At 64.9% G+C, this 23,106-nt stretch carries 25 protein-coding genes and 1 other RNA gene; 10 read left to right on the forward strand and 16 right to left on the reverse strand.

The annotated features are described in order from the left end of the window. Nucleotides 1-627 (reverse strand): transglutaminase-like cysteine peptidase, encoded by a 627-nt coding sequence (locus WN72_RS03640; protein WP_027561574.1) that lies wholly within the window; start codon nt 625-627, stop codon nt 1-3. 135 nt (nt 628-762) lie between these two features. Between WN72_RS03640 and WN72_RS03645 the strand changes: the two genes are divergently transcribed. Then, nucleotides 763-918, forward strand: a complete 156-nt coding sequence (locus WN72_RS03645) for a hypothetical protein (RefSeq protein WP_156950901.1) — start codon at nt 763-765, stop codon at nt 916-918. Between the two features lie 118 nt (nt 919-1,036). Next, nucleotides 1,037-2,536 carry a phosphomannomutase/phosphoglucomutase gene (locus tag WN72_RS03650; protein ID WP_092220895.1) on the forward strand — a complete coding sequence of 500 codons (1,500 nt, stop codon included), beginning with the start codon at nt 1,037-1,039 and terminating at the stop codon, nt 2,534-2,536. Between the two features lie 166 nt (nt 2,537-2,702). Here the strand turns inward: WN72_RS03650 and WN72_RS03655 are convergent, their stop codons facing one another. From WN72_RS03655 to WN72_RS03700, 10 genes are all read right to left on the reverse strand, one after another. Further along, nucleotides 2,703-3,212 carry an Lrp/AsnC family transcriptional regulator gene (locus tag WN72_RS03655; RefSeq protein ID WP_027547489.1) on the reverse strand — a complete coding sequence of 170 codons (510 nt, stop codon included), beginning with the start codon at nt 3,210-3,212 and terminating at the stop codon, nt 2,703-2,705. 97 nt (nt 3,213-3,309) lie between these two features. Further along, entirely contained in the window at nt 3,310-4,233 is a 924-nt protein-coding gene (locus WN72_RS03660; protein ID WP_092220893.1) for a sugar kinase, read from the reverse strand. 6 nt (nt 4,234-4,239) lie between these two features. After that, complete coding sequence (nudC, locus tag WN72_RS03665) at nt 4,240-5,178, reverse strand: NAD(+) diphosphatase (RefSeq protein WP_027561571.1); 939 nt, start codon at nt 5,176-5,178, stop codon at nt 4,240-4,242. 10 nt (nt 5,179-5,188) lie between these two features. Beyond that, nucleotides 5,189-5,608: an HIT domain-containing protein gene (locus WN72_RS03670; protein WP_092220890.1), complete on the reverse strand. Its 420-nt coding sequence runs from the start codon at nt 5,606-5,608 to the stop codon at nt 5,189-5,191. Nucleotides 5,609-5,749: 141 nt separating this feature from the next. Next, entirely contained in the window at nt 5,750-6,691 is a 942-nt protein-coding gene (locus WN72_RS03675; RefSeq protein WP_194482978.1) for an IS110 family RNA-guided transposase, read from the reverse strand. A 300-nt stretch (nt 6,692-6,991) separates the two neighbouring features. Further along, on the reverse strand, nt 6,992-8,119 hold the full coding sequence (locus tag WN72_RS03680; RefSeq protein WP_092219053.1) for a muconate cycloisomerase family protein: 1,128 nt from the start codon (nt 8,117-8,119) through the stop codon (nt 6,992-6,994). Further along, nucleotides 8,116-8,871, reverse strand: coding sequence for an SDR family NAD(P)-dependent oxidoreductase (locus WN72_RS03685; protein WP_092219051.1), 756 nt, complete (start codon nt 8,869-8,871; stop codon nt 8,116-8,118). The genes WN72_RS03680 and WN72_RS03685 overlap by 4 nt, the downstream gene beginning before the upstream one ends. Then, nucleotides 8,871-9,677 (reverse strand): amino acid ABC transporter ATP-binding protein, encoded by an 807-nt coding sequence (locus tag WN72_RS03690; protein WP_092219048.1) that lies wholly within the window; start codon nt 9,675-9,677, stop codon nt 8,871-8,873. Before WN72_RS03690 ends, WN72_RS03685 begins: the two co-directional genes overlap by 1 nt. After that, complete coding sequence (locus tag WN72_RS03695; protein WP_092219045.1) at nt 9,674-10,336, reverse strand: amino acid ABC transporter permease; 663 nt, start codon at nt 10,334-10,336, stop codon at nt 9,674-9,676. The genes WN72_RS03690 and WN72_RS03695 overlap by 4 nt, the downstream gene beginning before the upstream one ends. Nucleotides 10,337-10,452: 116 nt before the next feature. After that, nucleotides 10,453-11,301 carry a transporter substrate-binding domain-containing protein gene (locus tag WN72_RS03700; protein ID WP_027561565.1) on the reverse strand — a complete coding sequence of 283 codons (849 nt, stop codon included), beginning with the start codon at nt 11,299-11,301 and terminating at the stop codon, nt 10,453-10,455. A 183-nt stretch (nt 11,302-11,484) separates the two neighbouring features. Between WN72_RS03700 and ffs the strand changes: the two genes are divergently transcribed. The 5 genes from ffs (at nt 11,485) to WN72_RS03725 (ending at nt 15,033) form a co-directional block, all read left to right on the forward strand. Continuing rightward, nucleotides 11,485-11,581, forward strand: an RNA gene (gene ffs, locus WN72_RS03705) — signal recognition particle sRNA small type. Nucleotides 11,582-11,675: 94 nt separating this feature from the next. Continuing rightward, entirely contained in the window at nt 11,676-13,535 is a 1,860-nt protein-coding gene (locus tag WN72_RS03710; RefSeq protein ID WP_092219043.1) for a DNA polymerase III subunit gamma/tau, read from the forward strand. Between the two features lie 105 nt (nt 13,536-13,640). Then, a complete protein-coding gene (locus WN72_RS03715; protein ID WP_027561563.1) occupies nt 13,641-13,961 on the forward strand; it encodes a YbaB/EbfC family nucleoid-associated protein in 321 nt (106 codons plus the stop codon). A gap of 1 nt (nt 13,962) precedes the next feature. Further along, nucleotides 13,963-14,565: a recombination mediator RecR gene (gene recR, locus WN72_RS03720; RefSeq protein ID WP_027561562.1), complete on the forward strand. Its 603-nt coding sequence runs from the start codon at nt 13,963-13,965 to the stop codon at nt 14,563-14,565. A gap of 30 nt (nt 14,566-14,595) precedes the next feature. Beyond that, nucleotides 14,596-15,033, forward strand: a complete 438-nt coding sequence (locus WN72_RS03725; RefSeq protein WP_092219041.1) for a hypothetical protein — start codon at nt 14,596-14,598, stop codon at nt 15,031-15,033. Nucleotides 15,034-15,159: 126 nt separating this feature from the next. Here WN72_RS03725 and WN72_RS03730 read toward each other — a convergent pair whose 3' ends face one another. The 3 genes from WN72_RS03730 to WN72_RS03740 form a co-directional block, all read right to left on the reverse strand. Next, nucleotides 15,160-16,524, reverse strand: coding sequence for an AmpG family muropeptide MFS transporter (locus tag WN72_RS03730; protein ID WP_092219039.1), 1,365 nt, complete (start codon nt 16,522-16,524; stop codon nt 15,160-15,162). Between the two features lie 191 nt (nt 16,525-16,715). Further along, a complete protein-coding gene (locus WN72_RS03735; RefSeq protein ID WP_027561559.1) occupies nt 16,716-17,018 on the reverse strand; it encodes a GIY-YIG nuclease family protein in 303 nt (100 codons plus the stop codon). Between the two features lie 130 nt (nt 17,019-17,148). Further along, on the reverse strand, nt 17,149-18,348 hold the full coding sequence (locus tag WN72_RS03740) for a DNA recombination protein RmuC (RefSeq protein ID WP_092219037.1): 1,200 nt from the start codon (nt 18,346-18,348) through the stop codon (nt 17,149-17,151). A 171-nt stretch (nt 18,349-18,519) separates the two neighbouring features. Here WN72_RS03740 and def point away from each other — a divergent pair, with 171 nt between their 5' ends. The 3 genes from def (at nt 18,520) to truA (ending at nt 21,037) form a co-directional block, all read left to right on the forward strand. Further along, complete coding sequence (gene def / locus WN72_RS03745; protein WP_027561557.1) at nt 18,520-19,047, forward strand: peptide deformylase; 528 nt, start codon at nt 18,520-18,522, stop codon at nt 19,045-19,047. 204 nt (nt 19,048-19,251) lie between these two features. Further along, nucleotides 19,252-20,187: a methionyl-tRNA formyltransferase gene (fmt, locus tag WN72_RS03750; protein WP_092219035.1), complete on the forward strand. Its 936-nt coding sequence runs from the start codon at nt 19,252-19,254 to the stop codon at nt 20,185-20,187. Nucleotides 20,188-20,299: 112 nt separating this feature from the next. Continuing rightward, on the forward strand, nt 20,300-21,037 hold the full coding sequence (gene truA / locus WN72_RS03755; RefSeq protein ID WP_092219071.1) for a tRNA pseudouridine(38-40) synthase TruA: 738 nt from the start codon (nt 20,300-20,302) through the stop codon (nt 21,035-21,037). Nucleotides 21,038-21,196: 159 nt separating this feature from the next. On the opposite strand, the gene dapE is transcribed toward truA, so the two are convergent. Together dapE and WN72_RS03765 are read right to left on the reverse strand one after the other, a co-directional pair. Next, a complete protein-coding gene (gene dapE / locus WN72_RS03760; protein ID WP_092219033.1) occupies nt 21,197-22,363 on the reverse strand; it encodes a succinyl-diaminopimelate desuccinylase in 1,167 nt (388 codons plus the stop codon). Next, nucleotides 22,360-23,016: a DUF805 domain-containing protein gene (locus WN72_RS03765; RefSeq protein WP_027561553.1), complete on the reverse strand. Its 657-nt coding sequence runs from the start codon at nt 23,014-23,016 to the stop codon at nt 22,360-22,362. The genes dapE and WN72_RS03765 overlap by 4 nt, the downstream gene beginning before the upstream one ends. Nucleotides 23,017-23,106 lie beyond the last annotated feature (90 nt).

Here is a 23,106-nt window from a genome sequence, read left to right on the forward strand (position 1 = left end):
CTACACGCTGCGGGGTGCGACGAAGTTCCAATATCGCGGGTCGCTCGGCGATTGAATGCGAATCCAGCGGTAGGGTGCGCGCGGCCAAGGTCTGATCTGCGCCGTCAGATTATCCAGCACCAGATCGCCGCTCTGGGTTCGAACGACCAACACCAGGTGACGCTTGCCCCAGACGGTCACGACCTCGCCGAGCAGAAGCGCCCGCTGGGGCCAGCCTCGACTCAGGAGCCGGTGGCGCTTGCTGACGGCGTAGTCGTTGCAGTCGCCGCGCGCGGGATCGATCAGCCAGGTTTCTGCGGCGAGACCCAGTTCGTTCGGCTCCGGGACGATGCTGCTGTTTACGGTCTCGTTGACCTCTTTCAGATCCTTCCATCGTGCCTCGGTCAAGTGAACCGGACCGCCACGAAACAGCAGGCGAGGGCGACACTCGTCCCGGTAGTTCAGGCAGAACTTCGTATATGCCATCGGCGGAAGCGTCAGATCGCCGAACCTGAGGTGGAGGGGCGCCGGCGAGGCACTGGTCGGCGGCCCAGACAACCTCTCGTTGGCCGAATGAGCGGTCATCGTTTGGCAGATCGACAAGGTCACGCCGGCTGCCATCGCAGCCAGGATCGGTGCCATGCGCATGCTTTGTCTCCTACGCGTTACGTCGAGGAGAGAGCTCGAGACGAGGCTTGACTTAATTCTCTAATGATCAGCTGGCCGCGTCCCCCCACCATGGCGATTGTGGATCGCTTACCGGGCGAGACGGAGTAATCCTGATTGGATAAAGGCGCCGAGGCGGATTGGTTGCAACACGAATTCTCGATCAGAGATTGTGAAGCACAATATGCGCATCCGCCTGAAACGGATCAAATCCTGGCCGAGATTTCTGCCGCGCTTCGTCCGCACGATGCGCGCATCGCGAAGCAACAGTAAGGTTTTCCCGTTACCAAACTGCCGCAATTATCAGCCATAAGCTGCCATTCCCTCCTTCCGCTGCAGCCCGGCATTCGCTAAGGCTGCGGCAATCCCAGCCATTCGCGAGATTGTCTCAATGTTTCCCAAGCCGAAATCCGTACTTTTGCCCAATACCTACGGCTTCGAATCCGAGCCGATGGTGAAGCCGACCGGCTTTCGCGAATACGACGCGCGCTGGCTGTTCCAGAAGGAAATCAACCTGATGGGAATCCAGGCGCTTGGCATGGGGCTGGGCGCGTTGATCGCCGAGCTCGGCGTCAAGCAGGAGATCGTCACCGGCCATGATTTCCGCGGCTATTCGGCCTCGATCAAATATGCGCTGATCTCCGGCCTGATGGCGGCGGGCTGCAAGGTGCACGACATCGGCCTCGCCGTGACCCCGATGGCCTATTTCGCGCAGTTCGATCTCGACGTGCCCTGCGTTGCCATGGTCACGGCCTCGCACAACGACAATGGCTGGACCGGCGTGAAGATGGGTGCCAACCGTCCGCTGACCTTCGGTCCCGACGAGATGACGCGGCTGAAGGAGATCGTCCTCAACGCCGAATTCAAGAACACGGCCGGCGGCTCCTACCAGTTCCACGAAAACTATCCGGCGCGCTACATCGCCGATCTCACTGGCCGCCCGAAGCTGACGCGCAAGCTCAAGGTCGTCGCGGCTTGCGGCAATGGCACCGCCGGCGCGTTCGCGCCGCAGGTGCTGGAAGCGATCGGTTGCGAGGTGATCCCGCTCGACACCGAGCTCGACCACACCTTCCCGAAATACAATCCGAACCCCGAAGACATGGAGATGCTGCACGCGATCCGCGACGCCGTGCTGCATCACAAGGCCGATGTCGGCCTCGGCTTCGACGGCGACGGCGACCGCTGCGGCGTCGTCGACAACACCGGCGAGGAGATTTTCGCCGACAAGGTCGGGGTGATGCTGGCGCGCGACATGTCGGCAATCCACAAGGACGCGCAGTTCATCGTCGACGTGAAGTCGACCGGCCTGTTCGTCACCGATCCGGTGCTGCAGAAGCAGGGCGCGAAGACCGCCTATTGGAAGACCGGCCATTCCTACATGAAGCGCCGCACCAACGAGACCGGCGCGCTCGCCGGCTTCGAGAAGTCTGGCCATTTCTTCTTCAACAAGCCCTATGGCCGCGGCTACGACGACGGCCTGGTCTCGGCGATCGCGATCTGCGACATGCTCGACCGCGCCCCCGGCAAGTCGATGGCGGACCTGAAGGATGCGCTGCCGAAAACCTGGTCGTCGCCGACGATGTCGCCGCATTGCGCCGACGAGGTCAAATACGGTGTGATCGACAAGGTGGTGAAGCACTTCGAGGACCTGCAGGCCAAGGGCGCGAAGATCGGCGGTCAGTCGATCCGCGATCTCGTCACCGTCAACGGCGTGCGCGTCACCGTCGAGGACGGCAGCTGGGGTTTGGTGCGCGCCTCCTCCAACAAGCCCGAGCTCGTCGTCGTGGTCGAAAGCCCGGTCTCCGAGCAGCGCATGCACGACATGTTCGAGATGGTGAACAGCGTGCTGCGCACCCATCCCGAGGTCGGCGCGTACAATCAGACGATTTGAGGTGCGACGTCAGCTGGACGGCCACCTTCATCCTCCGCCGTCATGCCCCGGCTTGACCGGGGCATCCAGTACGCCGCGGCTTCTCCGTATCCACGCACTGTCTCTGGAATACTGGATCGCCCGCTTTCGCGGGCGATGACAGCTTCCGCGTGGTGAACTCTGAGGCCTAAGCCGCCACCACCGCCGGGATCGGCAGCGCGGTCACCGACTTGATCTTCTCCATCGCGAAGCGCGAGGTGACGTTCTTCAGCGGCACGGCGCTGATCAGCTTCTTGTAGAACACGTCATAGGCCTGCATGTCCGCGACCACGACGCGCAGCATGTAATCGACGTCGCCGGCCATGCGGTAGAATTCCATCACCTCGGGCATCGCGCTGACGGCTTCGGCGAACTTCTTCAGCCAGGCGTCGGAATGATCGGCGCTCTCGACCGAGACGAACACGGAGATGCCGAGCCCGATCTTGTTCTGGTCGACGAGAGCGACCCGCTTCAGGATCACGCCGTCGGCCTCGAGGCGCTGGATGCGCTTCCAACAGGGGGTCGAGGACAGGCCGACACGGTCGCCGATCTCGGCTACGGAGAGGGAGGCATCCTCCTGGAGTACCATCAGGATCTTGCGGTCGATGGCGTCGAGGCGGCGGCTGGTCTCGGGGATCTGGACAGCGAGGTCAGTCATTTGAAGAACTTTGTTCCATTTCAGGGGCTAATTTCCCTGATATAGAGAAAATCCTTCCACAGCAAGCCCATAATCTCGGCGCATCCATGGAATTGCTCTAGGGCAGGCTGCGCAAAAACTCTTCAACTTCAATACGTTGCGGGGCGGCCAGGCCGCCGCCATGGCGGCTGCATTTCAGCGCTGCGGCGGCCGCGGCGAATCGCAGCGCCTCCCGCACGTCGCCCCGCTCGGCGAGGCGAAGGGTGAAGGCGCCGTGGAACACGTCGCCGGCGCCCAGCGTATCGACCGCCTCGACCGGGAAGGCCGCCGTCTCCTCCAGCGCGCCCGCCTCGTTCAGCCAGATCGTGCCGCGGGGGCCGCGGGTGGCGGCGAGGAAGGCCGGTGTCAGGGCGGCGAGGCGTTTCAAGGCGTCGCCGTCCTCAGCGATGCCGGCGGTCTCCTGCATTTGCTCGCTCGAAAACAGCAGGTGCGAGGCGGCGGTGAGCAGGCCGTCCTGCAACGACATGGCGCGATCGACGCCGACGATGACGGGAATGCCGCGTCGGCGTGCTTCAGTGCAGAGATCGATGCAAAAGGCGCCGCAGCGGCTCTCGACCAGCAGCGCCTGGCAATCGGCGAGCAGTTCGCCGGCGTCGGGCAATGTCACGTGCCACAGGCCGGGATCGCGATAGATGGTCAGCGTCCGTTCGCCGCTCGCATCGATCATGATCGCGGAGACGGGCGTCATGAGACCCGGCATGCGCACGATGTGCGTGGTCTCGATGCCCTCGGCGGCCATCCGCGCGAGGATGAAGCCGCTCGATGTTTCGTCGGCGTCGCCCATCGGTCCGGCGAAAGAGACGCGGCCGCCAAGTCGCGCAATCGCGATCGCGGCATTGAGCGCATTGCCGCCGCAGATCTCCGCGAGATGGCTGGCATTGGCCTTGCTGCCGCGCGCAGGCACGGAATCGACGCGAAACGTCAGGTCGCGCACGGGAATGCCGATGCAGAGGATGCGCGGCGCGGTCGCAGGTAGCGCCATCGGCGGTCAGCTCTTGTCGTGCACCCAGCGGCCGAGCAGGTGATGGGCGATGGCGAAGGGATGCGGACCGGCGAGCCCGTCGGGATGCGTCCGCATCAGCATCTTCGCCGCCTCCTCACGCGTGAACCAGCGCGCGTCCTCGAGCTCCGAGTGATCGACGACGATGTCCTCGTTCAGCGCCCGCGCGCTGCAGCCGATCATCAGCGACGACGGATAGGGCCACGGCTGCGTCATGTAATATTGCACGTCGGTGCAGCGGATGCCGGATTCTTCGAATATCTCGCGGCGCACCGCGTCCTCGATCGTCTCGGCGGCCTCGACGAAGCCGGCGAGGCACGAAAACATGCCCGGCGGAAATTGCTTCTGGCGGCCGAGCAGGCATTTCTCGCCTGATGCCACGTGCATGATCACGACCGGATCGGTGCGCGGAAAGTGCTCGGCCTTGCAAGCGGGACATTCGCGTTTCCAGCCGCCTTCCTTCATCGCGCTGCGCGCGCCGCAATTGGCGCAATAGCCATGGCGCTGGTGCCAGCTGACCATCGACTTCGCCATCGCGATCGCCGAGAGCTCGTCGGGCGGAACCACGCCCTGCATTGCCATGCCGCGCAGCTCGGTGACGGTGTAGTCCTCGCGGCCGATCAGCTTTTCGGCGGCGGCCTGCGACAGGCCCATGCCGAACATCGCGGCACCGTCGCGCAGGCCCAGAAAGATCGTGCCGGGATTGGCGCCGCATTTCAGCGCCTCGTCGATTCCGAGCAGCGCGCGCGCCTTGTCGCCGTCGCGCTTCACCAGCAGCGAGTCGCGGTAGACCACATAGGCGCGCGATGAGGACTTCTGCTCCAGCGCGAACAGTTTTTCGTCGTCGCGGCGCAGATGCGCGGCGCGATCGAGGACATTGGTGACGAAGGCCGGCTGCCCCAGCGGAAATGCGTCGAATGCTGACATTGTTATTCTTTCAACCCAACCAGATTTTTCGGCGAAGCGCGCTGATGAAATTCTGAACCTCTGCGGCATCGTGTGCCAGCGGCGGCATCACGCCCCAGACCGGCCGCGGCCAGGCGGCGTCACTGGTGCGGCGTGCGATGATGTGAACGTGAAGCTGCGGCACGAGGTTGCCGAGCGCTGCGACATTGAGCTTGTCGCATTTGGTGATCTCCTTCAGCGCGCGCGAGACGCGAGAGATCTCGGTCATCAGTTGCGCCTGCTGCACCTCGTCGAGATCGATGATCTCGACCGCGTCAGGCCGCCGGGGCACCAGCAGCAGCCAGGGATAATGCGCGTCCTTGATGACCAGCACCTTGGACAGCGGCAGATCGCCGATGTCGATGGTGTCCTCTTTCAGGCGGGAGTGCAGCGACCAGGCGGGATCAGACATATGTGTTTCCGGATGGCCCGTGGGGCGGGCTGGTTGGGTCGGACCATACGATACGGGGTTAGCGAGGGGAAGGTTAAGGCTCCGCTGCCATTGCATAGACGGTCGTCGTCCCGGACAAGCGGAGCGCCGATCCGGCAACTGTTATGTTGGGTTGGCTTTCAGGTACGGCTTTCTGTCACGCATCATGGCATTGAGGACCGTTAGCAGCTTCCTGGCGACGGCAATGAGGGCGAGCTTGGCTGGTTTGCCGGCCCGTCGCAGCCGTGCGTAGAAGGCCTTGAACGGATCGGCCCTGCGAACCGCGTTGAGCGCAGCCATGTAGAGGGCGTCACGGACGCGCTTTCGGCCGCCGGCAATCTTGCGTTTGCCGCGGAAGGCTCCGCTGTCGACGTTGAAGGGAGCCAGGCCGGCGAGCGCCGCGATCTGCTTGGCTCCCACATGTCCGAGTTTCGGCATCTTCGCGATGAGTTGCATGCAAGCCACGGGACCCACGCCAGGCAGTGAGCGCATCAATCGCGCATCGTCCGCAATCTCTCGCTCGGCTTTGATTAGTCCCCTGATGTCGGCCTCGATCTCGGCGATCTCGCCGTCGAGGACTTCAATGAGGCGACCGATGCGCTCGGCCATGGCACGGTCGTCGGTCTCGCTGCGCCGGTTCTTCTCCTGCGCGCGCATGCGAACCAGCTGATCTCGCCGTTTTGCAAGTCCCGCCAAGGCGTTGCGGGCGGGATTGGCAGTCGGCTCGGTTGCTGGCTGCATGGCCCGCGCAAAGGCTGCCAGCATTCGCGCGTCGATCGGGTCGGTCTTGGCGAGCTGCCCGCTGGCGCGCGCGAAGTCACGAGCCCGGGCCGGGTTGATCCGGGCGAAACGGATGCCGGCCTCGCTCAGCGCTTCGCGAAGCTCGAGGTCATAAACACCCGTGGCCTCGAAGACGACCAGCACATCGCATCGCCAACGCGCCGCGATCTGGGTGATGGCCTGCGTCGCGTTGGCGATGCGCTCCGGCACGCCCAGGCCTTCATCGAAGATATCGAGATATTGTTTGGAGACGTCGATTCCGACGCAACGAAGGGGTATGATCACGGTGCCTGTCCCTGTGATGCGAGGTCTGTTGGCGCAGCCTCGTGCAACTGTTCAGGTTGGTAATGGAACGGGCGGGAGACCGAGCCGGCTCACGGCGTCAAGCGCCAAGGACCCAACGGCTTCCCGCCCAACCCATCCTGACAGACTTCCAAGACACAGGGACCCATAACCACAGGAAGAAATTTGGCGAAGACTCGTGGTTGCCAGCTCGCGCCGCAACTTTTCCCTGTGGTTATGGGTCCCGGGTCTGCGCTGACGCTTGCCCGGGACGACGACCGAGTTTGTGGCCGCGCCGGTGGCTTACGCCTCCGCCAGCACCCGCGCATTGGCGCGGACCGAGGCTTCGCTGACACGGATGCCGAGGCCGGGACCATCGGGCACCACGACGTGACCGGCGCGGTTCGCCACGCGCTCTTCCAGCACATCCTCGGTCAGCACGTGATGCGGCATGTAGAATTCACAGCCGAGCGAGATGCCGGGTGTGGCCGCGATCAGCTGCGTGCCGGCGGCAAGGCCAATGCCGCCCTCCCACAGCGTGCCGCCATAGCCGGGCAGGCCGGCGATGTCGGCGATCGCCATGATCGCCTGCGCCTCGAACAGGCCGCCGGCCTTCATCAGCTTGATCGAGACGGCATCGGCCGCCTCGCGGCGCACCACCTCCATCATGTCGCGGCGGTCGAAACAGCTCTCATCCGCGAGCACAGGCGTTTCCAGCGCCGCGGTGAGCTGCGCCATCACGTCGAGAAATTTGCGTGGCACCGGCTGCTCGATGAAGGTCGGCGCGAACTCTTCGACATCGCGCAGGATCTTGATCGCGCCGAATGGCGCCAGCGCCTGGTTGTAGTCGACGCGCAGATCGACCTTGTCGCCGAACTCTTTGCGGATCGCTTCGAGATGATCGAGGTCCTCGCGATGCGGCTTCACACCGGTCTTGACCTTGTAGATGACGTTGCCTTCAGGAACCATCTTTCGCATGCGCTCGAGGTCAGCGGCGAAATCGGGATCAGCGATGGAGAATGACAGGGGAATGGTGTCGCGCACGCGGCCCCCGAGCAGGTCGGCAACCGACAGGCCCGACGACTTGCCGACGATGTCGAGTAGCGCCATCTCGATGGCGACCTTCGCCTCGGCATGTCCGACCAGCGCGCGGTCGAGCTCCGTCATCAGCGCGCGGATGCGGCGCACGGGTTTGCCGAGCAGGATCGGCCTTAAGTAAATGTCGAGCGCGGAGAACGCAGCCTCGGGCGTACCGGTAAACACCTCCCACGGCGCGGCCTCGCCCCAGCCGACCACGCCCTCGCTCGACGTCAGCTCGAGCAGCACGCGCTTCACCGTGCCCTTGACGTTGCCGACGCCCTGCAGGCGCGCCATCTTGATCGGGCTTTCGATCAGGAACAGCCTGATGCGTTCGATGGTTGCTTCGGTCATGTCAGGCCTCCATTGACGTGCCAGACCTGGCCGGTGACGTAGGACGCCTTCGGCGACGCCAGGAAGGCGATGATCTCGGCGACTTCCTCAGGCCGCCCGCGGCGGCGCATCGGAATCAGCGCTTCGGTCGCGGCGATCTGCTCGGGCGACAGCCGGCTTTCGCTCGGCTTGTCCTTGATGATGAGGCCCGGCGAAACCGCGTTGACGGTGATGCCATTTTTCGCAAGCTCGACCGCGGTCAGCCGCACCAGCGCCTCCAGCGCGGAGCGGCTCGCGGCGGTGGCCGCAAACGGCGCGAATTCGGGCCGGATCGCGTGCGCCACGAAGGACGATACCGCGACGATCCGCGCGTCCTGCCCGGCCCGCAGCAGCGGCAGCGCGGCCTCGACCATGCGCGTGAAGGCCAGTGCGGATTCATCCATCGCCTGGCGGAATTGATCCGCCGGCGTGCCGATGGCGCTGCCGCGGCGGGCGTGGCCGCCGACAAGAACAAGTCCGTCGAGCCGGCCGAAGGCGGTTTGCGCGGCGGCGATGGCGTTGGCGGCAGCAGCCTCTTCGGCGAGATCGCCGAGGCACTTCGCGACCACGGCGCCTTTCGTTTCAGCTTCGGCTGCGGTCGCGTCGAGACCTTCCGCGTTCGAGCGCGTGTGCAGCAGCAGCGCGGTGCCGGGGCTTGCGAGCAATTTTGCGGTGGCGCGGCCGATGCCGCTGGCGGCACCGGTGACGAGATAGGCGCGATCGATATCAGGCATCACGATGTCGCGTTGGCCGGCGGCAACGCGCCGGTGCGGTGGAAATGGCTGAGGAAGGCGCGCGTCGCGGCCTGCTGCGGATTGTCGATCACCTGCCGCGCCGGGCCTTCCTCCACGACGACGCCGTCGCGCATGAAGATCAGGCGGTCGGCGACCTCGCGGGCGAAGGCAATCTCGTGGGTCACGATCACCATGGTCATGCCTTCGGACGCCAGGCGCTGCATCACATTGAGCACCTCGCCGACGAGCTCAGGGTCGAGCGCCGAGGTGGCCTCGTCGAACAGCATGACATCAGGCTCCATCGCCAGCGCCCGCGCGATCGCGACGCGCTGCTTCTGTCCGCCGGAGAGTGTCGCCGGATATTGATCCGCCTTCTCCGCAAGGCCGACTTTTGCAAGCTGGGCCCGCGCGAGCTTCTCGGCGTCCGCCTTGGCCATGCGGCGCACGGTGACCGGCCCTTCCATCACATTCTGCAGCGTCGTCATGTGCGGAAACAGGTTGAAGTGCTGGAACACCATGCCGGTGGTGGCGCGGAACTTTGCGAGAGTCTTCACATCGGGCAGCTTGGTGCCTTGACCGAACGCAAAGCGCGTGTCGCCGACGCGGACGCTGCCGCCGTCGGGCGCGACCAAGAGATTGATGCAGCGGAGCAGTGTCGATTTGCCGGAGCCGGACGGGCCGATCAGCGCGACGACGCCGCCCTTGGCGACGTCGAGGTTGATGTTCTTCAAAACCTCGTTGCTGCCAAAGCTCTTGCGCAGGCTGCGGATCTCGATTTTCGAAGTGTTCTTGGATGGCTCGCTCATTCGCTCACCGCCAGTCGCTTCTCGCCGCGGCGGACGATGATGGTGAGCGGGATCAGGATCGCCGCATAGGCGACCGCGACCGCCGTGTAGGTCTCCAGCGGCCGGTAGCTGTCATGGGCCGCGACTTGGCTTTGATAGACCAGATCAGGCACCGCCAGCACCGAGACCAGCGAGGTGTTCTTGAACTGGATGATCGACTGGTTCATCAGGGCCGGGATCATGCGCTTGATCGCCTGCGGCAGCACGATGCGCCGCATGCTCTGGCCCGGCGTCATGCCGAGCGCGGCGCCGGCTTCCGACTGGCCCTTGTCGATCGAGATGATGCCGCCGCGGATGATCTCCGAATAGAACGAGCCGCCATAGAGCGAGAGCGCCAGCGCCGATGCGGTGATCGGTGTCATCTCGACGCCGGCGAGGATCGGCAGCGCGTAATAGAACCAGATCAGCTGCACCAGGATCGGCGTGCAGCGGAACGCCTCGATGAAGGCGAGGGCTGTGAGACGCACGGCCTTGAACCGCGACAGGCTGCCGAACGCGCCGAGCAGGCCGAACAGCAGCCCGCACACGACGATGACGATGGTGAAGCCGACGGTGACGCCGAGCCCGTTGAGAAAGAGCCAGCGATAGCTCCAGAGGATGCCGAAGTCCCACTGATACATGCGTGCGATTACTCGTCGTCGGTGCCGTCATTCCGGGGCGCCCGAAAGGGCGAACCCGGAATCTCGAGATTCCGGGTTCGATGCAGCGCATCGCCCCGGAATGACAGTGTGAAAATTTACAACGACACGCCCGGCGGAATGTCCGCTTCCGTCACGCCCACCAGCTCCATATTCGTGATGATCGCGTTGCGGATGAAGCCGAGGCCCTTGTTGAAGTCGATCCAGGTGTTGACGTAGTCGCGGAAGGTCTTGTCGTTCTCGCGGCGGAAGCCGGCGTTGGACGTGGTCGCGAAGATCGGCGTCGGCAGCACGAACTGGCCGAGCGAGGGGTTCTTCTTCAGGACGGTCAGCGAGAGCATGGTGATCAGGCACTGCGCGTCGACGCGTCCGGTCTGCAGCGCGGCGGTGGCATCGTCGGCGGTCTTCAGCCGCGAGATCTGCGCCTTCGGCGTCAGGCGGCTGACGACCTGGTCGTGCGAGGAGCCCTGGTCGACGGCGATCTTGACGTCCGGCGAGTTCAGCTCGGCCCAGGTCTTCGGCTTGAAATCCTTCTTGCAGAGGATGCCGAAGGCGTTGTTGAAGACCGGCACCGAGAAATCGACCACCAGCGCGCGCTTCGGGGTCGGGTTGAGGCCGAAGAAGATGTCGATCTTGTTGGACTGCAGATCGAGCACCGAATTGCCCCAGGTGGTCTCGGTGATCTCGAGCTCGGCCTCCATGTCGTCGGCGAGCCCCTTGGCGATGTCGATGTAGAAACCCTTCCACTGGCCGGTGGCGAGGTCCTTCATGTAATAGGGCGCGCCGCCGCCGACCGCGCCGATCCGCATCTTCTTGGTGCGACGGATGCGGGCGAAGGTCGATTCGTTCGGGTCGGCCGCGGTCTGGGCCACGGCCGGGGCAGCCAGCGCGGCCGCGGTCACCGCGCCAAGTCCGACAATCGATGCAACATCACGACGTGTAACCATTGGGATCAATCGCTTTTCTGGTTGGGTGGAGTTCCGGCAGCGTTCTTAGCAAGGTGGTCCAATCAGTGAAAGCACAGCCTATCGGCTGAGCAGATCCGGATTTGCCCGGATGCTGGGCAAACCCCGCCGGTTCGAGCCGATACCCGCTTGCTTTCCGCTTCCTTTGGCCCCAAATAGGGACCGGGAGATTGGCGGTGGACGAGCCACTCGCCAACCGGGTCAGGTCCGGAAGGAAGCAGCCCTAACGAGGTCCGGATCGGGTCGCTCGTCAGTCTCCTACCTGTTTTTCCGAGCGAATTGCGCCGGCGGGCCTCCCGCCAGCGCGCTCCTTTCCGCAAAAGCCGGCCGAGAGACATTTCATTGCGGATCGACCGATGACCGACGCTGGCGCCCCTCCGAACCCCGATAGCGCCGGCCAGGCCAACGCCCCCTACCGGGTGCTGGCGCGCAAATACCGCCCCTCTTCATTCGACGATTTGATCGGCCAGGAAGCCGTGGTCCGCACGGTCTCGAACGCGTTCGAGACCGGTCGCATTCCGCAGGCCTGGATCCTCACCGGCGTCCGCGGCGTCGGCAAGACCACCACTGCGCGTATCCTGGCCCGTGCACTCAACTACGAGATGCCGGATGGCTCGGTGAAGGGCCCGACCATCCACATGCCGACCTTGGGCGTGCATTGCCAGGCGATCATGGAAAGCCGGCACATGGACGTGCTGGAGATGGACGCGGCCTCGCACACCGGTGTCGACGACGTGCGCCAGATCAATGACAGCGTGCGCTACGCGCCGGCCAGCGCCCGCTACAAGGTCTACATCATCGACGAAGTCCACATGCTGTCGACGGCGGCGTTCAACGCCTTCCTGAAGACGCTCGAGGAGCCGCCGGAGCACGCCAAGTTCGTGTTCGCGACGACCGAGATCCGCAAGGTTCCGGTCACCGTGCTGTCGCGCTGCCAGCGTTTTGACCTGCGCCGCGTCGAGGCCGACGTGCTGATGAAGCACCTCGCCAACATCGCCGCGAAGGAAAGCGTCGAGATCGAGCCGGAAGCGCTCGGCATCATCGCGCGCGCGGCGGAAGGCTCGGTACGCGACTCGCTGTCGCTGCTCGACCAGGCGATTGCGCATGCGGCGGGGCAGGTGAAGGCCGACGCGGTCAGGCAGATGCTGGGCCTCGCCGACCGCACCCGCGTCATCGACCTCTTTGATTCGCTGGTCCGCGGCGACATCGCCGCCGCCTTTAAGGAGTTCCGCGACCAGTACGATGTCGGTGCCGATCCGATCGTCGTGCTGTCCGATCTCGCCGAGTTCGTGAACTTCGTCACCCGCGTGAAGATCGTGCCGGCGACCGCCGACAACGTCGCCTATGGCGAGACCGAGCGCGTCCGTGCGAGGGATTTCGCCTCGAAGATCTCAATGCGGGTGCTGTCGCGGATGTGGCAGATGCTGCTCAAGGGCATCACCGAGGTGCAGGCCGCGACGCGTCCCGCCGCGGCCGCCGAGATGGTGCTGGTGCGCATCGCCTATGTCGCCGACCTGCCGACGCCGGACGAAGCGATCCGGATGCTGGAGCAGAATGGCGGCGGCTCGCCGGTCGTGAACGGCGGAAGTAGCGCGCGCAGCAGCGCGCCGGCCGCACCGATGGCCTCCGCGGCGCCCGTTGCCTCCGCGGCGCCCGTTGCCTCGGCGGCGCCGGTCCGCATGCCGACCTCATCGCCGACCGCCTTCGGCGGAGGCGCTGCCCGGCCGCAGATGGCAACGCCCGCGCCTGATACCCAGGGTGCGGCGCCCCAGCTGCGCATCACCAGCTTCACCCAGCTCGTCGCGCTCGCCGGGCAGAAGCGCGACATCATGACCAAGAGCGCGCTCGAGGGCGACATGCGCCTCGTCCGTTTCGAGGAGGGCCGGCTCGAAGTCGCGCTCGAGCCGAACGCGTCAAAGACCATGATCTCCGAGCTCGCACGCAAGTTCGAGATGTGGACCGGCCGCCGCTGGACCGTGATCGTCTCCAACGAGCAGGGCCAGCCGACGCTGCGCTCGGTGAACCAGGCCGCCAAACAGGAGCATGCCCGCACCGCGGAAGCCGATCCGCGCGTGCAGGAGGTGCTATCGCGTTTCCCCGGCGCGAAGGTCGTCGAGGTCCGCAGGCTTGCCCCCGAGGCGCCGGAATCCAATATTAACGCCGACTACGGCAGTGACGATCCGCCCGACGGTTCCGACGCCGACGACGATCTTTGAGCATGATCCGGAAAAGTGTGCAGCGGTTTTCCGAGAGATCATGCTCGAACAATAAAGCAAAAGCGCGCTTCATCGCGCTTTGGCCAGTTTGAAGGACGAGCACCCATGGCTGATTTTCTCGGCATGATGAAGCAGGCGGCCCAGCTGCAATCCAAGATGCAGGAGATGCAGGAACAACTCGGCAATGTGGAGGTCGAGGGCATTTCTGGCGGCGGTCTCGTCGCCGTGCGCATGACCGCCAAGATGGACGTCAAGGGCGTCAAGATCGATCCCTCGCTGATGAAGGCGGAAGAGCGCGAGGTGCTGGAAGACCTGCTCGTCACCGCCTTTGGCGATGCCCGTCGCAAGGCGGAGACGGCGATGCAGGAGAAGATGCAGGCGCTCACCGGCGGGCTCGGCCTGCCGCCGGGGCTGTTCGGCCAGTAAGATGGGCGCGGTTGCAGGTCCCGAGATCGAGCGGCTGGTCCAGCTTCTCGCGCGGCTGCCGGGCCTTGGCCCGCGCTCGGCGCGGCGCGCGGCGCTGCATCTGATCAAGAAGCGCGAAGCGCTGATGATGCCGCTGTCCTCGGCCTTGCAGGTCGCGCTCGACAAGGTCCAGGTCTGCAAGACCTGCGGCAACATCGACACCCAAAATCCCTGCACGGTCTGCACCGATCCGAAGCGCGATCCCGCCATCATCGTGGTGGTCGCCGACGTCGCCGATCTCTGGGCGCTGGAGCGGGCCAATGCGACGCAAGGGCGCTATCACGTGCTCGGCGCGACCCTGTCGCCGCTCGACGGCGTCGGTCCGCAAGACCTCACCATCGACGCGCTGGTCGCGCGGGCCCATGCGGCAGAAGTGCACGAGATCATCCTGGCGCTGAATGCCACCGTCGACGGCCAGACCACGGCGCATTACATCACCGACCTGCTCCAGGACGCCAACGTTAAAGTAACCCGGCTCGCGCACGGTGTGCCCGTCGGCGGCGAGCTTGATTATCTCGATGAGGGTACGCTATCGGCCGCGATGCGGCAGCGGACCCTGTTCTAGCTATCCTACAGACCTCACGGAACGGACGACATGACGAAACTTTTCGCCACACGGCTGGCTTTGGCCCTGACGATGACGATGCTGGTGACCCCGGCCGTCTCGGCGCAGCAGGGCGACGAGGCGGCGCCGCCGCCCAAGCCCGGCAAGCCGATCAACAATGGGGACGTGCTTTCGGGCGAGCTGAACGCGATGAAGGTGCGCGACGTCAAGAACGCCGGCAAGCGGGTCGCGATGTACCAGATCACCTCAGAGCCGCGCCGCCTGCCGGCGCCGAACGGGCTGTGCAATCTCGAGACCGGCCCTGAGACCTTCCAGCTCGTCACCTCCAGCGACGCGCAGGCCGCGCAGCTGAAATCGTTCGTCGGCAAGGAGATCTCGGTCAAGGTCGACGAGGTCGCCTGCGCCAGCGATCCCGGCCAGATGAGCGAGGCCGTGATCACGAAGTGGAGCCTGATCAGGAAGCAGTAAGCGGCACGCGAGATGCCGTAGGGTGGGCAAAGCGAAGCGTGCCCACCACCTGTTTCTAATTCATGGCGTGATGGTGGGCACGGCGCGTTGCGCCTTTGCCCACCCTACGAGACTACGGCGGCAGCGTCACACCCGCACCGGCCCGAGCGCCTCGAAATGCCCGCGCTTCTGCAGCCAGGCCAGCAGCATCAGGCTTGGGATCGCCACCAGCACGCAGATCACGAAGAACAGTGCCCAGCCGGTCGTCTCCGCCACGAAGCCGGCACCGGACGAGAGATACGTCCGCCCCACCGCCGCGAGCGCGGTGAGCAGCGCGTATTGCGTCGCCGTGTGGAGCGGGTTCTGGCACAGCGCCGAGAGATAGGCGACGAAGATCACCGTGCCGATGGCGCTGGTGAAGTTCTCTGCGCAGATGGCGAGCGCCAGCGCCCATTGATTGGTGCCGACCACGGCGAGCCAGGAGAAGGACAGGTTGGCGAGCGCCTGCACCACGCCGCCGATCCAGAGCGATGTCGCCAGCGAATAGCGCCGCGCGACAAAGCCACCGGCGAAGCCGCCAATCAGCGTCGCTGCGAGGCCGACGCCCTTGACGATCGCCGCATAGTCGTTGCGGGTGAAGCCGAGGTCGATCACGAACGGCGCCGTCATCGTGCCGGAGAACGCATCGGTGAACTTGAACAGCACGACGAAGGCGAGCGCCGCGAGCGCATCCTTGCGCGATAGGAACTCCGAGAAGGCGCCGATCGCCGCATGCAGCACGCGCGTGAACGCGGTCTCGGCCTGTGTCACGGCTTCCGCCCGCACCGATTGCTCCGGCTCGGTCGCGGCCAGCGCCGTGATCGTTCCGATCAGCACCATCGCCGCCATCACTACATAGCCCCACATCCACGCAGAGGGGCGCGGGATGCCGGTGTCCTCGAAGCCGGAGACGATGAACAGCGCGCCCGCGGTCGAGACCAGCATGCCGATGCGATAGGCCGCAACGTAAGCGGCCATGCCGGCGGCCTGCTCGCTCTCGGGCAGGCTCTCGACGCGGAAGGCGTCGACGACGATGTCCTGCGTCGACGATGTCGTCGCCACCAGCAGCGCGCCGAGCGCGACGTAGAACGGCGAGCGCGCGGGATCGGTCATCGCCAGCAGCAGGATCGCGATGATCAGCAGCAATTGCGAGAACACCAGCCAGCCGCGCCGCCGTCCGAACGCGCGCGTGAACAGCGGCACATGCAGCGCGTCGACCAGTGGCGCCCACAAAAATTTCAGCGTGTAGGGCGTGCCGACCAGCGCGAACAGCCCGATGGTCTTGAGATCGACCCCAGCCTCGCGCATCCAGACCAGCAGCGTCGATCCCGACAGCGCCAGCGGCAGCCCCGAGGAGAAGCCGAGGAACAGCACGATCAGCACCCGCGGTTGCAGGTACACAGCCAGGCTCTCGCGCCAGGAGGTCGCAGGGGCGGGGCTAGCGGCTGGGGAGGTCACCTCGGGTGCAGTCATGGGGTGGTGTTAGCAGATTCTGGGGAAAAAGACTCTGGTGTGCGGTGAGAGGGGAAAGCCCTCGGCACCCTCAGTGTCATCGTCCGCGAAGGCGGACGATCCAGTAAACACCAGCGTCTCGGTTCAACCACAATCGCCGCGGCGTACTGGATACCCCGCCTTCGCGGGGTATGACAGCGCGGCGAGGTATGTCATGGTGGGCCGGCGATGCCGGGATAAGGATCATCCCAGTTTGGGTTGTGCTGCTCGATCAGTCGAATCTTCCAAGCCCTGTTCCACTTTTTGAGCCGCTTCTCCCGCTTGATCGCGTTCTCGGGATCATCGAATTGCTCGAAGTAGACAAGCCGGGCGACGTCGTACTTTTCAGTGAAGCTCTCGATGAGTTTGGACTTGTGCTGCGTCACGCGGCGGATGATGTCGTTCGTGACGCCGATATATAGCGTTCCGCCGATCCTGCTGGCGAGAATGTAGACGTAGTAATGGCGTGCGCTCATGCCAGCCTTCACCCCTGTCATCGTCCGCGAAGGCGGACGATCCAGTAATCACCAGCGTCTCGATTCAATCACGACTGTCACGGAATACTGGATGCCCCGCCTTCGCGGGGCATGACAGTGTGCCTCTATCTCACTCCCCCGCCTGGAGCTTCCGCGGAAACAGCTCCGGTGCGCCCGTCGCGACCAGCCGCGGGCCTTCCGGCGCATCGGTCTTGCTGAAATCGAGTTCCTCGATTCTCCCCGCGCGCTTCTCGATCTTGTCGGCGGAGATCAGCACCTGGCGGACGTCCTCGTTCACGTCGGCAAAATGCTTTTGCAGCTTCATCACACGGTCGCGCAGGCGGCCGAGATCGTCGCCGAGCTTGATCACCTCGGTGCGGATCTGGTCGGCGGCATCGCGCATGCGCGCGTCCTTCATGATCTGCTGCATCACCTGGATCGCGAGCATCAGGAGCGAGGGCGACACCAGCACCACGCGGGCGCGATAGGCCTTCTGAATCACGTCGTCGAAGCCGTCGTGGATCTCGGCATAGACCGATTCCGACGGCACGAACATCAGCGCCATCTCCTGGGTCTCGCCGGCGACGAGATATTTTTCCGCGATGTCGCTGACATGCTTCATCACGTCGCCGCGCAGCCGCTGCGTGGCCACGCGCCGCTCCTCGTCGGTGCGGGCGTCGTGCAGCGCGGTCATCGCCTCCAGCGGAAATTTCGCGTCGATGCAGAGCGGGCGCTGGTCGGGCAGGAACACGACGCAGTCCGGGCGCTTGCCGGTCGAGAGCGTGAACTGGAACTCGTAGGAGCCTTTCGGCAGTCCGTCCTGGACGATCGCCTCCATCCGCGCCTGGCCGAAGGCGCCGCGCGACTGCTTGTTGGCGAGCACGTCGCGCAAGGTGGTCACCTGCGTGGTGAGGTCGGTGAGGTTCTTGTGCGCGTTGTCGATGATGCCGAGCCGCTCGTGCAGCGCGCGCAGGCTCTCCATGGTGTTGCGGGTCGAATGTTCCATGGACTGGCCGACGCGGTGGGTCACCGAATCGAGCCGCTCGTTGACCGCCCGCGCCATCTCGGCCTGACGGCCGGCCAGCGCCTGGGTCATGGCATCGACCCGGCCGGAGGCCTCAGCTTGGGCGTGCAGCACCTGGGCGAGGCGCTCCTCGAGCTCGTCGGCACGGATCGCATGCGCCATGGCAAGTTCCGCGCCGCGCCGTCCCGAGCGAGTGATCACGACCGCAATCACAACCAGCAGGATGAGGACCAGCGCGCCGAAGCCGATCAGCGCATCGATGGTGCGCACCGGCCAGTCGCCAGCCATGAAAATGATCTCGTTCATGCCAGCCCTTCTAACCGATTCGCGCTCGGTCGCGAACGAAGGGGGAACGATTTCGGTAAAGAACTCCTTAAGTTTTATGGTTAACGAAACCTGAAGTTTTATCGTGAGCGGAGCGTGAGCCGGGTTCCTGGCCGCATTGACCGCATCCGGCGCGCGGCTTAAATCGCCGCCATGGCCCTACGAGAAATCATCATCCTGCCCGACAAGCAGCTGCGCCTGGTCTCCAAGCCGATCGAGAAGGTCACGCCGGAGATCCGCAAGCTTGCCGACGACATGTTCGAGACCATGTACGACGCGCCCGGAATCGGGCTTGCGGCGATCCAGGTCGCGCAGCCGCTGCGCCTGATCACCATGGACCTCGCCAAGCCCAACCAGGACGGCGAGACCAAGCCGGAACCGCGCGTGTTCATCAACCCCGAGATCATCGCCTCCTCCGAGGAGCTGTCCACTTACGAGGAAGGCTGCCTGTCGATCCCCGAATATTACGAGGAGGTCGAGCGCCCTGCGAAGGTGCGCGTGCGCTTCACCGATCTCGACGGCAAGCTGCATGAGGAGGACGCCGAAGGCCTCTACGCCACCTGCATCCAGCACGAGATCGACCATCTCAACGGCGTGCTGTTCGTCGACTACCTGTCGAAGCTCAAGCGCGACCGCGTGATGAAGAAGTTCGAGAAAGCCGCCAAGCGCGCGGGCGAGTGAGTCTCTAATGCTGCTCCGCATTCCCTGCGCTCCCTCCCCCCTTGCGGGGGAGGGCGGGGGAGAGGGGTAGCCCCGGCGGAAGTCCATCCGTCATCTGAATTACGTGCGTGCCGCGAACGCTTGTGCCGAGAGAGCGCGTCGTGTGGCACCCCTCTCCCTAGCCCTCCCCCGCAAGGGGGGGAGGGAACGCAGCGAGTTCTGTTGATGCCCCTCCGCCTGATCTTCATGGGCACGCCCGATTTCTCCGTGCCGACGCTGCTCGAGCTGGTCGCGCATGGCCACGAGATCGCGGCCGTCTACACCCGTGCGCCGAAGCCGGGCGGGCGGCGCGGGCTGCAATTGCAGCCGACCCCGGTCGAGGAAGCGGCGCGAAAGCTCGGCGTGCCCGTGCTGACGCCGAAGACGCTGAAGACTGAGGAAGCGCTGGAAGAATTTCGCGCGTTCGACGCCGATGCCGCCGTCGTCGTCGCCTACGGCATGATCCTGCCGCAGGCGATCCTCGATGCGCCAAAGCTCGGTTGCTACAATCTGCATGCTTCGCTGCTGCCGCGCTGGCGCGGCGCGGCGCCGATCAACCGCGCCATCATGGCTGGTGATGCCGAAAGCGGCGTGATGGTGATGAAGATGGATGTCGGCCTCGACACCGGCGACGTCGCCATGGCCGAGCGTCTTCCGATCACCGACACCATGACCGCGCTCGATCTGCACGATCGCCTGTCCCGTCTCGGCGGCGATCTGATGGTCCGCGCCATGGCTGGGCTCGAACGCGGCGGCCTGCAGCTCAAGCAGCAGAGCGAGGACGGCGTCACCTATGCGGCCAAGATCGACAAGGCCGAGGCACGGATCGACTGGACCAAGCCCGCACGCGCCGTGCTCCGCCACATCCACGGCCTGTCGCCGTTTCCCGGCGCATGGGCCGAGCTTGACGGTGTCAGCGAGAACGCGCGCGTCAAAATCCTGCGATGCGAATTGGCGAAGGGCGTGGGTTCACCGGGCGCGGTGCTCGACGATCACCTCACCATCGCCTGCGGCGAGGGCGCGATCCGCATCATCGAGCTCCAGCGCGAAGGCAAGGCCCGCATGCAGGCCGCGGACTTCCTGCGCGGCGTGCCCTTGAGGGCGGGAGCTAAATTCACCTAATCAACTCGTCATACGCGGGCTTGACCCGCGTATCCATCTTCTAACAAAACTCCTTCTTGGGCGATGGATTGCCGGGTCAAGCCCGGCAATGACGCCGGATAAAGCTGGATCGATGCCCCGATACAAGCTCACCATCGAATATGACGGCGCGCCGTTCTTCGGCTGGCAGATCCAGGACACGCTGCCGTCGGTGCAGGGCGCGCTGGAAGCGGCGGTGAAGGCGATGACGGGCGCGGATCTGCGCGTGCACGGCGCCGGCCGCACCGATGCCGGCGTGCATGCGCGCGGCCAAGTCGCGCATGTCGATGTCGAGAAGCAGTTTCCGCCAGGCCGTTTTCGCGACGGTCTCAATGCGCATCTGCGCCCGCATCCGATCGCGGTGCTCGAGGCCGAGATCGTTCCTGATACATTCGAGGCGCGCTTCTCCGCCGTGAAACGGCATTACCGCTACCGCGTCATCAACACCCGCGCCAATCTCGCGCTCGATGTCGGCCACGCCTGGCGCGTGCCGCGCAAGCTCGACGCCGATGCGATGCATGCGGCAGCAAAACGCCTGCTCGGCAAGCACGATTTCACCACCTTCCGCGACACCGAATGCCAGGCCAAGTCGCCGGAGAAGACGCTCGACCAGCTCGACGTGCTGCGCGATGGCCGCGAGATCACCATTGTCACCTCGGCGCGCTCGTTCCTGCACAGCCAGGTCCGTTCGATGGTGGGCTCGCTGGTCTGGGTCGGCGATGGCCGCTGGACCGCGGACGACCTCTCCGCGGCGTTGGAAGCCCGCAACCGCACTGCCTGCGGCATCGTCGCGCCGCCGGAGGGGCTGTATCTGATGAAGGTGGATTATTAGCGCGCAGGCGCGCGCTCTCGCGTCACCCGCGGTGTCATGCCCCGCGAAGGCGGGGCATCCAGTACGCCGCGGCCCCTCGGTTCTATCGCTGCTGTCTCGGAGTACTGGATCGCCCGCCTTCGCGGGCGATGACAGTGGTGTGCTGGGCGAGAGCAGCGCCTACCCAAAATACCGCGTCAAAATCCCGCGATACACTTTCGTCAGCTTCTCCAGATCGGTCACCGGCACGCGCTCGTCGACCTGGTGCATGGTCTGGCCGACCAGGCCGAACTCGATCACCGGGCAATAGCTCGAGATGAACCGTGCATCCGACGTCCCACCGCTCGTCGACAGCTCCGGCTTGCGTCCCGTCACCTCCTCGATCGCGGACACCGCAAGATCGGTGAACGGGCCGGGCTTGGTCACGAACACGTTGGAGTTCGAGGGCTCCCAGACGATGCGGGCCTTGATGCGGTTGCCGCAGGCCTTGGCGAGGCGCGTCTCGACCAGCTCGCGCAGGCTCGCCTGGGTGTGGTTGTCGTTATAGCGGATGTTGAATTTGGCACGGGCCTCGCCGGGGATGACGTTGCTCGCCTTGTTGCCGACGTCCACTGAAGTGAATTCGAGATTGGAGGCCTGGAACTGCGCGCTGCCATGGTCGAGCGGCTCGTCGGAGATCGCGACGATCAAGCGCGAGATATCCGGCACCGGATTGGACGCGCGATGCGGATAGGCGACATGGCCCTGCACGCCGTCGACATAAAGCGTGCCGGATTGCGAGCCGCGGCGGCCGACCTTGATGGTGTCGCCGAGCGTCTCGACGTTGGAGGGCTCGCCGAGCACGCAATGATCGAATTTCTCGCCGCGCTCGGCCGCCCACTTGAGCAGCTTGATGGTGCCGTTGATCGAGACGTCTTCCTCGTCGCCCGTGATCAGGAACGAGATCGAGCCCGTCCCGTCCGTGCGCAGCTTGCCGGCATTGGCAGCGAGATGCTCCAGCACAGCTGCGACCGAGCAGGCGATGCCGCCCTTCATGTCGACCGCGCCGCGGCCGTGCAGATAGCCGTTCTTCACCTCGCCGGAAAACGCGCCGACGCTCCATGCACTTTCGTCGCCCGGCGGCACCACGTCGGTATGGCCGGCGAAGGTGATGTGCGGCCCTTCTGTGCCGATCCGCGCATAGAGATTGTCGACGTCGGCGGTGCCTTCTTCGCTGAACGTCACGCGGTGGCAGGTAAAGCCGGCGGCGGTGAGGGCTCTTTCAAGCACCCCCAGCGCACCGGCGTCGGCCGGGGTTACCGAGGGACAGCGGATGAGATCGCGGGCAATCGAGAGAGCATCGGTCATGCGTTCCGCTTAACATGCATGCCGCCGGGTGGGCTAGCGCTGGGCGGCACGAATTCGAGCTCGCTCTGCTGGTCCCAGCTTTTTGCAGGGGTGGCGGGTGCGAGGCTCTCCTCCTCGTGCTGGGCAAGTGGATCGGGGCCGAACCGGTTGTCGCCCGAAGTGCCGGGCATAATGAACATCTCTACGAGGCCCCACAGCCACAGCGCGTGGACGGCCCAGTCGAACGGCACGAACCAGCTGGCGGCAGGCAGCCGATCCGAGAAATAGAACAGCAGGTTGGGGATGAAGGCGAATGGGATGATCCACCAGCCGCTTCGGTCGCGATCGTGCAGTCGCTTGATCGCGGTCGCAAGGGAGATCCACAGGAACAGCGATGCGCCGAGAATCCGTAAGGTCAGGCTCGCGCGCTCGGTGGATGACAGCAGTCGATGGCGTCGTGGGTCGATGATTTCGAACAGGCCGTCGAAGCCAAAGTCGAAATCGAAGTCGACATTGAACTTGAATTTAACGGATTTGGCCCCGTCCGGGATACTGATGGCCTGATCGACGATCCCCAGCAACGCAGCCAGCAGCGCGACGATCAGCAGCGCCTGCCATAGCAGCGCACGGTTGATGCGGCCGTCGAAGCGGAAGAAGTACCAGGTCCAGTCCATGCGAGAGGCTCCGGGCGGAAGTAGCCGCCCGGATGTTGGTCGCGATGGGGGGAGAGAGGGTTCGACTACCAGTCCCGCCATCCTGAGGTG

This window comes from Bradyrhizobium arachidis, assembly GCF_015291705.1.
In the GTDB taxonomy this organism is placed as follows: domain Bacteria; phylum Pseudomonadota; class Alphaproteobacteria; order Rhizobiales; family Xanthobacteraceae; genus Bradyrhizobium; species Bradyrhizobium arachidis.